Origin of the sequence: Stenotrophomonas sp. A3_2 (assembly GCF_036624925.1) — a bacterium.
GTDB lineage: Bacteria > Pseudomonadota > Gammaproteobacteria > Xanthomonadales > Xanthomonadaceae > Stenotrophomonas > Stenotrophomonas hibiscicola.
This window is the reverse complement of the sequence record NZ_JAZKVY010000339.1, coordinates 33,954-47,030: the sequence shown is the minus strand read 5'-3', so window position 1 is coordinate 47,030 and position 13,077 is coordinate 33,954. Positions and strand designations below refer to the sequence as shown.

Here is a 13,077-nt window from a genome sequence, read left to right as displayed (position 1 = left end):
TCTTGGTAGAGCCGACTGTTAGTCGGCTGCTTTACCGAAAAGCGGCCGACCAGCGGTCGGCTCTACCGGAAGGCAGCCGAGCATTGGCTCGACTCTACAAAAAGCGGTGCCGGTCAGTGCGCCGGGGCGCCGTTGCCGTCGATCTTGCTCAGCTGGTACAGCTCCAGGCCGATGCGCTTGATCAGGCCCAGCTGCTGCTCCAGCCACCAGGCGTGGTCTTCCTCGGTGTCCTTCAGCTGCGCCAGCAGGATGTCGCGGCTCACGTAATCGCCCTTCTCCTCGCATAGCTTCATGCCGGCGGCGAGATTGTTCCGAACCGCGTATTCAGTGTCGAGATCCTTCTGCAGCATCTCCTCCACGGTCTTGCCCGGCTCGGTGGCATGCGGGCGCATGTCCGGGTCGCCCCCCAGGAACAGGATCCGGCGGAGCAGCGCATCGGCATGCTGGGTTTCCTCTTCCATCTCGTGGTTCAGGCGTTCGTACAGCGCGAACAGGCCCTGGTCCTCGTAGCGGCGGGAATGGATGAAGTACTGGTCGCGGGCAGCGAGCTCGCCGCGCAGCAGTTCTTTCAGGCAGGCGATGACGTCCGGGTTGCCTTTCATGGGGTCTCCTGTGAATCGATGCGGCATAGGGTGCCGCATTTCAAAGTACGGTGATCTAATCGGAATCAGTCGCAGTTGCGCCTGCGGCTACAATCGGCCCACGAGTTCGGAAAGGACGTGCGATGCGACGTACATGGCGTTGGGTGCTGGGCGTGTTGATCGCCATCGTGCTGGTCACCGCACTGGTCCTGTGGCTGCTGCTGCGCGGCAGCCTGGCCGATCTGGACGGCGAGCATGCGCTGCCGGGGCTGGCCAAGCCGGTCACCATCGAGCGCGATGCGCTGGGCGTGGTCACCATCACTGCGGGCAGCCAGGCCGACGCGATGCGCGCATTGGGCCGCGTGCATGCGCAGGAACGTTACTTCGAGATGGACCTGATGCGCCGCAGCGCCGCCGGTGAGCTGTCGGCGCTGTTCGGACCGAAGGCCATCGACGCCGACAAACGCATGCGCGTGCATCGGCTGCGCGCGCGCACCGAGGCGAACATGCAGGCTGCGCTGGGCGACAACATCGAAGCGGTGAGCGCCTATGTCGGTGGGGTCAATCAGGGCCTGGCCGATCTCTCCGTGCGCCCGTGGGCCTACCTGCTGCTGCGGCAATCGCCACAACCCTGGCAGGCCAGCGACAGCGTGCTGGCCGGGCTGGCCATGTATGCCGACCTGCAGGATCCGGGCAATCAGACCGAGCTTGCGCTGAGCCGCATCCGCGCCGTGGTGCCGCCAGCGCTCTACGCGCTGATTGCCCACGACGGTACCGAATGGGATGCACCGCTGTTCGGCGAACCGAGCGGCAATGCTGCCCTGCCCGACGCCAGCCAGCTCGACCTGCGCACATTGAAGGGAAAGTCGGGCACCGAGCAGGAAGAAGCCGACGTCGTCGGCAGCAACAACTTCGCGGTGGCCGGGGCGCTTACCGCCGACGGCCGCGCGATCGTCGCCGACGACATGCACCTGGGCCTGCGTGCCCCCGGCCTGTGGTTCCGCGTGCGCCTGCGCTACCCCGATCCACAGGCTGCCGGCGGCCAGGTCGATGTCACCGGCTTCTCGCTGCCCGGCCTGCCGGCGGTGATCGTCGGCAGCAACGGGCACGTGGCCTGGGGCTTCACCAACAGCTACATCGACACCGCCGATTACCGCTCGGAACCGGCCAATGCCGAGGTGACCGTGCATGAAGAGCGGATTGCGGTGGCCGGCCAGGCCGACGTGCTGTTCCCGGTACGCGAAACCGCCTGGGGCCCGATCCTGCACGCCCATGCCGATGGCAGCGGTGACGCGCTGCGTTGGGTCGCCCACCTGCCCGGCGCGGTGCGGCTGGACTTCGGTGACCTGGCCCGCGCTGGCGATCTGGACGCTGCACTGAAGTTCGCCGACCACGCCGGCATTCCCGCGCAGAACCTGGTGGTCGGCGACCGCAGCGGACGCATCGCATGGCGGCTGATCGGCGCCCGCCCGGATCGCGGTCCGGGCTGCGCGCCGGCCGGCTTCAGTGCCGGCAACAACCAAACCTGTGCGCCGTGGCCGATCCGCAGCGATGCTTCACCGGCATTGATCGATCCTCCCAACCACCGCCTGTGGACCGCCAACGGCCGCGTCCTCGACGGCGAGGCACTGGCCAGCGTCGGCAACGGTGGCTATGACCTGGGAGCACGGGCGCGGCAGATCCGTGACCTGCTGGCGATCCAGGAGCGCTTCGACGAGCACGACCTGCTGGCGATCCAGCTCGACGATCGCGCGGTGTTCCTGCAGCGCTGGTGGGCCCTGCTGCACGACGTCATCGAGCGCAGTGACGACCCTGCACTGAAGCGTTTGAAGGAGGCCAGCCATCAATGGGACGGCCGTGCCTCGGCCAGCTCGGTCAGCTACCGGGTGGTGCGCGAGTTCCGTACGCAGGTGATGACAACACTGTCCGATGCACTGCTGGCACCGGCCAATGCGCAGCTGGGCGATGACTATCTGGAGCCGCGCCTGGCGCAGCTGGAAGGCGTGGCCTGGCCGATGCTGCAGCAGCGTCCGGCCAATCTGCTGCCACCGGCCTTCGACAGCTGGGATGCGCTGCTGATCGACGCCGCACGCCGCACCGAGAGCGAGCTGGCCAGGCAGGGCCCACTGGCCAAGCGCAGCTGGGGCGAACGGAATACGGCGGCGATCTGCCACCCCATCGCACGGGCGCTGCCGGGCATCGCCAAACACTGGCTGTGCATGCCGGCCGACCGCCTGCCCGGCGACCGCGACATGCCGCGCGTGCAGACGCCGGGCTTCGGTGCTTCCGAACGCATGGTGGTTTCGCCCGGGCACGAGGCCGACGGCATCGTGCATATGCCCGGCGGCCAGAGCGGGCACCCGCTGTCGCCGTACTGGGGCGCCGGCCACGAAGACTGGGTGCATGGGCGGCCGACGCCGTTCCTGCCCGGCAAGGCGCAGCACACGATGACGCTGGTGCCAGCGCGCTGACGGCGGCACCCACATGCCCAAGGGTGCGCTGCACGCTGTAGAGCCGAGCCCATGCTCGGCTGCTTCTGGCGCCGAGTCGAGCATGGACTCGGCTCCACAGAATGTCGGCGCGGCGCTACCGGGTCAGCCCCTGCGCCGCTCGATCAGGTTCAGCAGCGGCCCGGTCATCGCCGTGGTCACCAGCGCCATGATCACCAGCACTGCAAACAGGCGGTCGCCGAGCAGGCCCAGCTCGTAGCCCAGGTTGAGCACGATCAGCTCCATCAGGCCCCGGGTGTTCATCAGCGCGCCCAACCGCCACGCCTCGCGCGTGGGCATGCCGGCACTGCGTGCGGCACTGAAGGTGCCCAGCAGCTTGCCGGCCGTGGCCACTGCGATCACCACACCACACAGCACGATGTCGCTGGCCTGCAGCGCGTCGGCGCGCATGCGAAGGCCGGTCATGGCGAAGAACAGCGGCAGCAGCAGGGTCACCGCGAACGGTTCGACGCGGGCCATCAACAGGCCGCGCAGCTGCGCGTTGGACGACACCGCCACGCCCGCAGCGAACGCACCGAACAGCGCGTGGATGCCCAGCATTTCGGTGATCAGGGCACTACCCAGCGACAGCAGCAGGATGCCGAGCAGCCAGCGCCCCTCACGGCCCGGCGCAATCTCCTGGCGAGCGAACCACGGCTTCACCAGCCCCAGCATCAGCACCACGAAGGCGACCACGCACAGCAGATTGAGACTGGCCGGCAGCCAGCCGCTGGCCTGTGCCGCCGCCACGATCAGTGCCAGCAGGCACCATGCGGTGGCATCGCCCAAAGCCGCGCAGGCGATGGCGGTCTGGCCCAGCGGCGTCTGCGTGATGCCACGGTCGGCGAGGATGCGCAGCAGCACCGGGAACGCGGTGATGCTCATCGATATGCCAACGAAAAGCGCGAATGCGGTGAAGCCCACGCCCTGCGGGCCGTGCTGCGGGTACAGCCAGATCGCCAACGCGACGCCGAGCACGAACGGCACCGCGATGCCGGCATGGCTGACCGTGAAGGCGAAACGCCGGCGGCCGCGCAGTGCCGCCAGGTCCAGTTCGGCACCGGCCACCAGCAGAAACATCAGCACGCCCAGCTGGCTGAGCATGCCCAGAGGGCCCAGCGAACTGGCCGGGAACAGCGCACCCTGCAGCTGCGGCAGCAGGCTGCCGAGCACCAGCGGCCCCATCATCAGGCCGGCGGCCATCTCGCCGATCACCGCCGGCTGCCCCAGCCGCTTCAGCAGCGCACCGGCGCCCTTGGCTACCAGCAACAGCACCAGCAGCTGCAGCAGGAACAGGCCCAGCGGTGACGCCAGATGCCGTGCCCAGCTGCCTTCGGCAGCGACCGTGGTACGCGCAACCGCCTCGGGGGCGGCCGGCCCGGCATAGCGCGCCAGCAGCACGCCGGCCAGCAACGGCACCCCAGCCCAGGCCAGGTAGCGCCATCCCCACTTCGTCGGCGACGGGTGCCCCCCGCGCTGTGCGTCCATGAACATTCCCCAATGCGCAGGGGGCGATCATACAAAAAGGGGACGGAGGGGATTAAGTCGTTTGTGCCCGCCGGGCATGGCCCGGCGCTACCATCGCTCGGTAGCACCGGGCCGTGCCCGGCGGAAGCATTACGCCAGTGCCTGCTCGTGCACGCCGGCGATCGCGCGGCCCGACGGATCTGCAGCCGCGGCGAAGCTGGCGTCCCAGGCAATGGCCGCGGGCGACGAACAGGCGATGGACTTGCCACCCGGCACGGTCTCTGCGGCTGCGCGGCTGGGGAAGAACTGCTCGAACAGGTGGCGGTAGTAGTACGCCTCCTTGGTCTGCGGCGGGTTGTGCGGGAAGCGCTTGTCGGCCGCAGCCAGTACACGGTCGCTCACCTGCGCCTCGGCATGTGCCTTCAGCCCGTCGATCCAGCCGTAGCCGACGCCATCGCTGAACTGTTCCTTCTGCCGCCACAGGATGCTGTCCGGCAGGTAGCCGTCGAACGCCTCGCGCAGCACCGCCTTTTCGATGCGGCGACCGCCAAAGCCGGCGCCCACCATCTTGTGCGCGGCATCGAAGCGCATCGCCACGTCGAGGAATTCGCGGTCGAGGAACGGCACGCGTGGCTCCACGCCCCAGGCCATCATCGACTTGTTGGCACGCAGGCAGTCGTAGTTGTGCAGCGCGTCGAGCTTGCGCACCAGCTCCTCGTGGAATTCACGCGCATCCGGCGCCTTGTGGAAATACAGGTAGCCACCAAAGATCTCGTCGCTGCCCTCGCCGGAGAGCACCATCTTCACCCCCATCGCCTTGATCCGCCGCGCCAGCAGGAACATCGGCGTCGAGGCGCGGATGGTGGTGACGTCGTAGGTTTCGATGTGGCGGATCACTTCCGGCAACGCATCGAGGCCTTCCTCGAAGGTGTACTCGAAGCCGTGATGCACGGTACCCAGCGCTTCGGCAGCAATGGCAGCGGCAGCCAGATCCGGCGAGCCCCTCAAGCCGATCGCGAACGAATGCAGGCGCGGCCACCAGGCTTCGGTCTGCCCGCCATCCTCGATGCGGCGACGTGCATAGCGCGCAGCCACCGCCGCCACCAGCGACGAGTCCAGGCCACCGGACAGCAGCACGCCGTATGGCACGTCGCTCATCAACTGGCGTTCCACCGCATGCTCGAAGGCCTGGCGCAGTTCGGCCAGATCGGCCTGGCGCCCCTGCACGTCAGCGTAGGCGCGCCACGACTGCTGGTAGTAGCGCACCAGCTCGCCACTGGCGCTGTCGAAATAGTGGCCCGGCGGGAACTGCGCGACATCGGCACAGGTATCGACCAGCGCCTTCATTTCCGAGGCCACGCGCAGGCGGCCCTGGGCATCGTGGCCCCAGTACAACGGCACCACGCCGATCGGATCGCGCGCCACCAGCACTCGGCCGGCATCACGGTCCCACAGCGCGAAGGCGAAGATGCCGTTGAGCTGCTCCAGCCACTGCGCCGGCGATCCGCCTTGGCGGTAAAGCGCGTTGATCACCTCGCAGTCCGAACCCGTCTGGAAGTCGTAGGCGGTGGTCAGCGTGGCCTTCAACTGCTGGTGGTTGTAGATCTCGCCGTTCACCGCCAGCGCCAGCTGGCCATCGGCCGACAGCAGCGGCTGCGAGCCACCGGCCGGGTCGACGATGGCCAGCCGCTCGTGGACCAGCAGCGCACCTTCGTCAAGATACACGCCGCTCCAGTCCGGGCCGCGGTGGCGCTGGCGCTGCGACAGTTCCAGCGCATGGCGGCGCAGAGCCGGAAGATCGTCACCGGCCTGCAGGCCGAAGATTCCGAATATCGAACACATGGGGGGGGAGCTCCTGTTGGGGGAATTTCACGGTTGGGAGGGTGTTCGACCGGCCATCCAGGCCCGGGTGGGGCTGCGCCCGGGCACAAAAAAACCCGCATCGACCGATGCGGGTTTTCTGGTGTCCGGGCGTGTGTTGCTGTCTATCTACCCAGGGCGCAGTCCCGCATCGGCCGCGCACGATTATTCGCGCGCAGATTATTGCGGTTGTTGTTATTGACGGCGGTGGCCAGGCGGATCGACATGGCATCGACCCTACCCCGGATTCCGGCGCTGCGCAACCGTTGCATTGGCAACCAGGTGAAGGTGTGCCGACCAACGGTCGGCACCCAGCAGTCGGCACTCACAGGGGGAGCGCCGGGCCGTGCCCGGCGCCATGCCTCACGCCAGCAGCCGTTCCACCAGGCGCTGGTAAAGCCCCGGCAACGCTTCCAGATCATCCACGCGCACGTTCTCATCCACCTGGTGGATGCTGGCGTTGACTGGCCCCACTTCGATGCACTGCGCACCCAGCGGCGCGATGAAGCGTGCATCGGAGGTGCCGCCACCGGTGCTTTCCTCAGGGGCACGACCGATGTGCTCGGCCAGCACCGCGCGTGCGGTGGCGCGCAGCGTGCCTTCCGGGGTGTAGAACGGCTCGCCGCTGCGATGCCACTTCAGCGCGTACTGCAGGCCGTGCCGGTCCAGCAGCGCGGTGATCTCCGTTTCCAGCTTCGGTGCATCCCAGTGCGGGTTGTAGCGGATGTTGAAATCGACCTCCAGCTCCCCGGGAATCACGTTGTTGGCGCCGGTGCCGGCACGGATGTTGGAGATCTGCAGGCTGGTCGGCGGGAAACTCTCGTACCCCTCGTCCCAGCGTCGCGCCGTCAGCTCGGCCAGGGCCGGCGCCGCCAGGTGGATCGGGTTGCGTGCCTTCTCCGGATACGCCACGTGACCCTGCACGCCCTGCACGCGCAGCTTGGCCGACAGGCTGCCGCGACGCCCGACGCGCAGCAGGTCGCCCAGCGCCGCTGTCGATGATGGCTCGCCGGTAATGCACCAGTCGATGCGCTGGCCGCGCTCGGCGAACAGGCGCGCGACGTGGCGCACGCCATCGATCGCGTCGCCTTCCTCGTCGCTGGTCAGCAGCACCGCCAGCGTGCCGGGGTGATCGGGATGCGCGGCGACGAACTGCTCGGCGGCCACCACGAACGCGGCCACGCTGCCCTTCATGTCGGCGGCGCCACGGCCATACAGCACGCCATCGCGGATCTGCGGCGTGAACGGATCGCTGGTCCAGGCCTCGCGCGGGCCGGTGGGCACCACGTCGGTATGGCCCAGCAGCACCAGCACCGGCGCACCCTGGCCGTGGGTCGCCCACAGGTTGTCGACCTCACCCAGACGCAGCTGGTCACAGTGGAACCCTGCCTGCTTCAACCGCGCCGCCAGCAGTGCCTGGCAGCCGGCGTCTTCCGGGGTAACCGAGGGGCGCGCGATCAGCTCGCAGGCCAGGTCGAGGACGGCACTCATGACTGGCCCACGCCGAAGCGGGCCTTGAAGCCGTTGTCACTGAAACCCTGGCTGGCCTTGCCGTCGGCCGTGACCACCAGCGGGCGCTTGATCAGCTGCGGGTACTCGCGCAGCAGCAGCTTCCATTCGGCCTCGGAGTCCGCGGCCTTGCGGTTGTCCGGCAGCTGCCGCCAGGTGGTGGAGGACTTGTTCACCATCGCCGCCAGCCCCCCCAGCTGCGCGGCCCATTCCAGCAGCGTTTCCGGGCTGGGCTTGTTGTCGCGGTAGTCGACGAAGGTGTACGGCACGCCGAAGCGGTCCAGCCACTTGGTCGCCTTCTTGCAGGTATCGCAGTTCTTCAAACCGTAGACAGTGGTGCTCATGGCCATCTGTGATGCTGGAAAACAGAGCGGCAGAATCTCACAACAGGCGTTCGGGCACGACCCTGAACGGCACGGCACGGTGGGTCGCCTGCCACAGCGCGGCGCACGCGGCAGGCGCGGCAGCATCCGCCCGAACAGGACGTCGGAGGGATGCCGGTAGCTCGCGTACTGCGCCGGATCCTCCGGCGCAGTCACCTTCAGTCGGCCAGGCCGCGCAGCAGGTCGTTGACGCTGGTCTTGCTGCGGGTCCTGGCATCGACCTGCTTGACGATCACCGCGCAGTACAGCGAATGGGTACCGTCCTTGCTCGGCAGCGAGCCGGACACCACCACGCTGTACGGCGGGATGTAGCCGTAGCTGATCTCACCGGTGGCGCGGTTGTAGATGCGGGTGCTCTGGCTGAGGAACACGCCCATGCCGATCACGCTGTGGTGGCCGACCACCACACCCTCAACCACTTCCGAGCGGGCACCGATGAAGCAATGGTCCTCGATGATGGTCGGGCTGGCCTGCAGCGGCTCCAGCACGCCGCCGATGCCGGCACCGCCGGACAGATGACAGTGTTGGCCGATCTGCGCGCAGGAACCGACCGTGGCCCAGGTGTCCACCATGGTGCCTTCGCCGACATAGGCGCCGATGTTGGTGAAGCTCGGCATCAGCACCACATCCTTGCCGAAATACGTGCCACGGCGAGCAATCGCGCCCGGCACCACGCGCACGCCGCCTCGGCGGAACTTCGCTTCGTCATAGCCGGCGAAGCGCGATTCGACCTTGTCCCAGAACGGTGCCGGGTGTGCATCGACCACCGCCATGTCGTTGACACGGAAATACAGCAGCACCGCCTTCTTCAGCCACTCGTTGACCTTCCAGCCGCCCTGGCCGTCCGGCTCGGCGACGCGGAATTCACCGCTCTCCAGGCCGTCGATCACACGGTTGACCAGCGGCCTGGTCGAGCCTTCCAGTTCGTGCAGGGTCAGCGTGGCGCGGCGTTCGAAGGCACTTTCGATGCCGAACTTCAGTTCTTCCACGCCCGGCGCGGCCGGCTTGCGCAGCGACTTGCGGGCGATGGTTTCGGCGCGTGCGGCTTCTGCGCTCTTGGCCGGGGCCTTCTTCGGTGCCGCCACCTTCTTCGCCGGCGCCTTCACCACCGCGGCTTTCTTCGGCGCGGCAGCCTTCTTCGCGGCCGGCACGGCGGCAGTTTTCTTGGCCGCTGCGCTCTTGGCGGTGGCAGCAGTCTTCTTAACAGGCTTGGTGGCCATCAGGCGGGGTCTCCGGCGTTTCGATCAGGGTCCAGGCAGGCCAGCATCGCGTCATGCAGCTGCTGCCGGGCAGGTTCAGTCAGGGGGAGGTCGTGTTCGTCACTGATCACGAAGGTGTCTTCGGCGCGTTCGCCGAATGTCGCAATGCGCGCATCATGCACGCGCAGGCCCTGGTTGCGCAGCACGAACGCCACATCGGCCAGCAGGCCGGGGCGGTCGGGGGCGACCAGGGCAAAACGGGTTGCGCCCGGTTCATCGCGGAATTCGATGCGCGGCGCAAAACGGAAATGACGCAGCTGCCGCGGCACCACCCGGCGTGACGGCCGAAGCCGCGCAAGGTCGCCACTCAGGGCCTCGCGCAGCGCCGCTTCCAGATTGGCACTGTTGCCATCGGCAAACGTGTCGGCCGGGTTCACTTCGAAGGTATCGAAGATGGTGTCGGCCGGGCCGTCCAGCACGCGTGCACGGTGGATCCCGTAGCCCTTGCGGTCCAGGGTCATCACGATCGCGGCGAACAGGCCGTCGCGGTCGGGCGAGTGCACGAACACTTCCAGCGCGGGGTCGTCGACACTGATCCGGCGGACCTTGACCAGGGTCTGGCCCTGCTTCACCGGCACCAGCGCAGCGGCCTGCCAGGCCAGCTGCTCGGGGCGCAGGCGGATGAAGCCCTCATCGGGCATCACCGCGAACTGGCGGTCGATGGTGGCATCGTCGTAACCCTGCTCGCGCACCAGTGCGCGCACGCTGTCACGCGCCTCGGCCACACGCTCGGCGGCGGGCACCGGATGCTCCAGCCCTTCGCGCAACGCGCGCCGGGTGGCGAAGTAAAGGTCGGCCAGCAGGCGATCCTTCCAGGCGTTCCACAGTTTCGGGCTGGTGCCGGCAATATCGGCACAGGTCAGCAGATACAGGTAGTCCAGACGGTCGCGGCTGCCGACCAGGGTGGCGAAGCGATGGATCACCACCGGGTCGGCAATGTCCTGCTTCTGCGCGGTCACCGACATGCGCAGGTGCTGTTCGACCAGCCAGGCGACCAGTTCGGTATCGGTGCCACTGAGCGCATGTGCCTGGCAGAACGCGCGCGCGTCCACCGCACCCAGCTCGGAGTGGTCGCCGCCGCGGCCCTTGGCAATGTCATGGAACAGGCCGGCCAGCAGCAGCAGCTCCGGCTTGCGCAGGCGCGGCCACACTTCGTGCGCGATCGAGAAGCGCTCGTCGGCACGGCTGCTGGCGAACAGGCCGATGTTGCGCAGGACCATCAGCGTGTGCTGGTCGACGGTGTAGACATGGAACAGGTCGAACTGCATGCGCCCGCTGACTTGGGCGAACGCGGGAATCCACTGGCCAAGCACGCCCAGCCGCGCCATGCGCGAAAGCGTGTCGACCGGGCGCTGGCCACGCAGCAGGGCAAGGAAGTGCTCGCGTGCGTCGGCGTCGGCCTGGTCATAGGCCGGCAGCAGCGGCAGCGACTCGGCCAGCGCACGCGCGGTCAGCGAGTGCAGGCCGCGCACCTGCGGGTTGTTGGCCCAGCTGGAAAACAGCGCGAACACTTGGCCAATGTCGCCCTGCGGCCAGTCGGCCTCGTTGGCGGCCAGGTAGCCACGACGCAGGGAAAAGCCCACGGTCAGCGGCTCCGGCTGCGCCTCGCCGTCGAACTGCTCCTCGAAGCGCTGCAGCAGGCGGTCGCTGATCCGCCGCACCACCAGCGCGGCGCGGTAGAAGCCCTGCATCATTTTCTCGACACCGAGGCTCTCGGCGTCGTCTTCGAAGCCCAGGCGCGCGGCGAGGGTCTTCTGGTAATCGAAACGCAGGCGCTCTTCCGGGCGACGTGCTACCAGGTGCAGGCCAAACCTCAGTCGCGCCAGCACGGCACGTTCGCGCTTGAGCGCCGCGGCTTCGTCGGCACCCAGATGGCCGAGCCCGACCAGGGCTTCCAGGTCGCGCACGCCGAACGCGCGCAGTGCCATCCAGCCCAGCGTGTTGAGATCGCGCAGGCCACCGGGGCCATCCTTCAGGTCCGGCTCCAGGTTGTCGGCGGTATCACCGAAGCGCTGGTGACGGTTGCGCAGCTCTTCCAGCTTGGCCAGGAAGAAAGTGCGTGCCGGCCACAGTTCGCGATCGTCGATGGCCTCGCGCAGCGCGCGGCGGGCGGCGTCATCGGCCAGGATCGGACGCGCCTCGATCAGCGCGGTCAGCACGGTCTGGTCAGCCGCCGCCTCGCGGCACTGCAATGCAGAACGCACCGCATGGCTGACCGCCAACCCCCAGTCCCACAGCAGCGCGAACAGCCGCGCCAGGGCCGCTTCGTGCGCCAGTTGCGCCGGCGGATCGCCGAACACCAGCAGGTCGATGTCCGATCGCGGGAACAGTTCACCGCGGCCATAGCCGCCCACCGCGAACAGCGACAGGCCGCTGCCGGCCGGCAGGCAACGCTGCCACGCCAGGCGGATCAAGTGGTCGGCAGCGCGCGCACGCAACGCCAGCAGGCGCTCGATGTTGTCGCCCTGGTCGAAGCGGCGGTACAGGCGTGCGTCGGCCTGCTGCAGCGCCTGCCGCGCCGCAGCGGCCCAGTCCGGGTCGTTGAGCGACGCGGCCGGCGTGTCCAGCAGCGAACTCGCCGGCAGCATCGTCAGGAAACCTGCGACTCGCCCGGCGACAGGGTCAGCACGTCGACGCCGGTCTCGGTGACCGCGACCATGTGCTCCCACTGCGCCGACAGCTTGCGGTCCTTGGTCACCACGGTCCAGCCATCCGGCAGCACCTTGTTGTAGCGGGTGCCCTCGTTGATCATCGGTTCGATGGTGAAGGTCATGCCCGGCTGCAGCACCAGGCCCTGGCCCGGGCGGCCGTAATGCACCACCTGCGGCTCATCGTGGTAGACCTTGCCGATGCCGTGGCCGCAGTACTCGCGCACCACGCTGAAACGCTCGCCTTCGGCATAGCTCTGGATGGCATGGCCAATGTCGCCCAGGGTGGCGCCCGGACGCACGGCGCGGATGCCGCGCCACATGGCTTCGTAGGTGGTTTCCACCAGGCGGCGGGCCATCACCGACGGCGTGCCGACGAAGTACATGCGACTGGTGTCGCCGTGCCAACCGTCCTTGATGACGGTGACATCGATATTGATGATGTCGCCATCCTTGAGCACCTTCCCTTCACTGGGGATGCCGTGGCAGATGACATTGTTGACCGAGGTGCACACGGTCTTCGGGAAGCCGCGGTAGCCGACGTTGGCCGGAATGGCGCCCTGCACGTTGACGATGTGGTCGTGGCAGATGCGGTCCAGCTCCTCGGTGGTGACACCGGGCTTGACGTGGGGGGTGACGATGTCCAGCACTTCGCTGGCCAAGCGGCCGGCGATGCGCATCATCTCGATTTCCTGCGGGGTTTTCAGATTCACGCTCATGGCACCCATTATCGCCGATCCGGCCGCAATCTGAACGAACGCCACCCAACTGGCATTCCGGGCCATGCACCGGGCCATGCACGCTTTCGGCAAGGAAAATGAAAGCGTGATGCCCTCCACCCTTTCGCCCGCCTGTTTATCACGGATTACAGACACTTACGC

9 protein-coding genes are annotated in these 13,077 nt (G+C 67.8%); 1 reads left to right on the top strand and 8 read right to left on the bottom strand.

Annotated features, from left to right (window positions below):
* Positions 1–113 precede the first annotated feature (113 nt).
* On the bottom strand, positions 114–602 hold the full coding sequence (bfr, locus tag R5H29_RS17035) for a bacterioferritin (protein ID WP_005408763.1): 489 nt from the start codon (positions 600–602) through the stop codon (positions 114–116).
* A 122-nt stretch (positions 603–724) separates the two neighbouring features.
* Here bfr and R5H29_RS17030 point away from each other — a divergent pair, with 122 nt between their 5' ends.
* Positions 725–3,052 carry a penicillin acylase family protein gene (locus R5H29_RS17030; protein ID WP_332329524.1) on the top strand — a complete coding sequence of 776 codons (2,328 nt, stop codon included), beginning with the start codon at positions 725–727 and terminating at the stop codon, positions 3,050–3,052.
* Between the two features lie 123 nt (positions 3,053–3,175).
* Here R5H29_RS17030 and R5H29_RS17025 read toward each other — a convergent pair whose 3' ends face one another.
* The 7 genes from R5H29_RS17025 to map form a co-directional block, all read right to left on the bottom strand.
* Positions 3,176–4,564 carry a cation:proton antiporter gene (locus R5H29_RS17025; protein ID WP_407073549.1) on the bottom strand — a complete coding sequence of 463 codons (1,389 nt, stop codon included), beginning with the start codon at positions 4,562–4,564 and terminating at the stop codon, positions 3,176–3,178.
* Between the two features lie 123 nt (positions 4,565–4,687).
* Positions 4,688–6,379 (bottom strand): asparagine synthase B, encoded by a 1,692-nt coding sequence (gene asnB, locus R5H29_RS17020; RefSeq protein WP_111097789.1) that lies wholly within the window; start codon positions 6,377–6,379, stop codon positions 4,688–4,690.
* Between the two features lie 381 nt (positions 6,380–6,760).
* Entirely contained in the window at positions 6,761–7,888 is a 1,128-nt protein-coding gene (dapE, locus tag R5H29_RS17015) for a succinyl-diaminopimelate desuccinylase (protein WP_332329522.1), read from the bottom strand.
* The gene (locus R5H29_RS17010) at positions 7,885–8,256 is read right to left on the bottom strand and encodes an arsenate reductase (RefSeq protein WP_021204138.1); all 372 of its coding nucleotides are present in this window, start codon (positions 8,254–8,256) and stop codon (positions 7,885–7,887) included. The genes dapE and R5H29_RS17010 overlap by 4 nt, the downstream gene beginning before the upstream one ends.
* Positions 8,257–8,447: 191 nt before the next feature.
* Positions 8,448–9,509: a 2,3,4,5-tetrahydropyridine-2,6-dicarboxylate N-succinyltransferase gene (gene dapD / locus R5H29_RS17005; protein WP_332329521.1), complete on the bottom strand. Its 1,062-nt coding sequence runs from the start codon at positions 9,507–9,509 to the stop codon at positions 8,448–8,450.
* A complete protein-coding gene (locus tag R5H29_RS17000; protein WP_332329520.1) occupies positions 9,509–12,136 on the bottom strand; it encodes a [protein-PII] uridylyltransferase in 2,628 nt (875 codons plus the stop codon). The genes dapD and R5H29_RS17000 overlap by 1 nt, the downstream gene beginning before the upstream one ends.
* A 2-nt stretch (positions 12,137–12,138) precedes the next feature.
* The gene (gene map, locus R5H29_RS16995; protein ID WP_032955117.1) at positions 12,139–12,924 is read right to left on the bottom strand and encodes a type I methionyl aminopeptidase; all 786 of its coding nucleotides are present in this window, start codon (positions 12,922–12,924) and stop codon (positions 12,139–12,141) included.
* Positions 12,925–13,077 lie beyond the last annotated feature (153 nt).

What these genes read in the sequence shown, in the direction of transcription:
- R5H29_RS17030 (WP_332329524.1), top strand. Translation starts at nt 725, where the DNA reads ATGCGACGTACATGGCGTTGGGTGCTGGGCGTGTTGATCGCCATCGTG.
- bfr (WP_005408763.1), bottom strand. Translation starts at nt 602, where the DNA reads ATGAAAGGCAACCCGGACGTCATCGCCTGCCTGAAAGAACTGCTGCGC.
- R5H29_RS17010 (WP_021204138.1), bottom strand. Translation starts at nt 8,256, where the DNA reads ATGGCCATGAGCACCACTGTCTACGGTTTGAAGAACTGCGATACCTGC.
- R5H29_RS17025 (WP_407073549.1), bottom strand. Translation starts at nt 4,564, where the DNA reads ATGTTCATGGACGCACAGCGCGGGGGGCACCCGTCGCCGACGAAGTGG.
- asnB (WP_111097789.1), bottom strand. Translation starts at nt 6,379, where the DNA reads ATGTGTTCGATATTCGGAATCTTCGGCCTGCAGGCCGGTGACGATCTT.
- dapD (WP_332329521.1), bottom strand. Translation starts at nt 9,509, where the DNA reads ATGGCCACCAAGCCTGTTAAGAAGACTGCTGCCACCGCCAAGAGCGCA.
- map (WP_032955117.1), bottom strand. Translation starts at nt 12,924, where the DNA reads ATGGGTGCCATGAGCGTGAATCTGAAAACCCCGCAGGAAATCGAGATG.
- R5H29_RS17000 (WP_332329520.1), bottom strand. Translation starts at nt 12,136, where the DNA reads ATGCTGCCGGCGAGTTCGCTGCTGGACACGCCGGCCGCGTCGCTCAAC.
- dapE (WP_332329522.1), bottom strand. Translation starts at nt 7,888, where the DNA reads ATGAGTGCCGTCCTCGACCTGGCCTGCGAGCTGATCGCGCGCCCCTCG.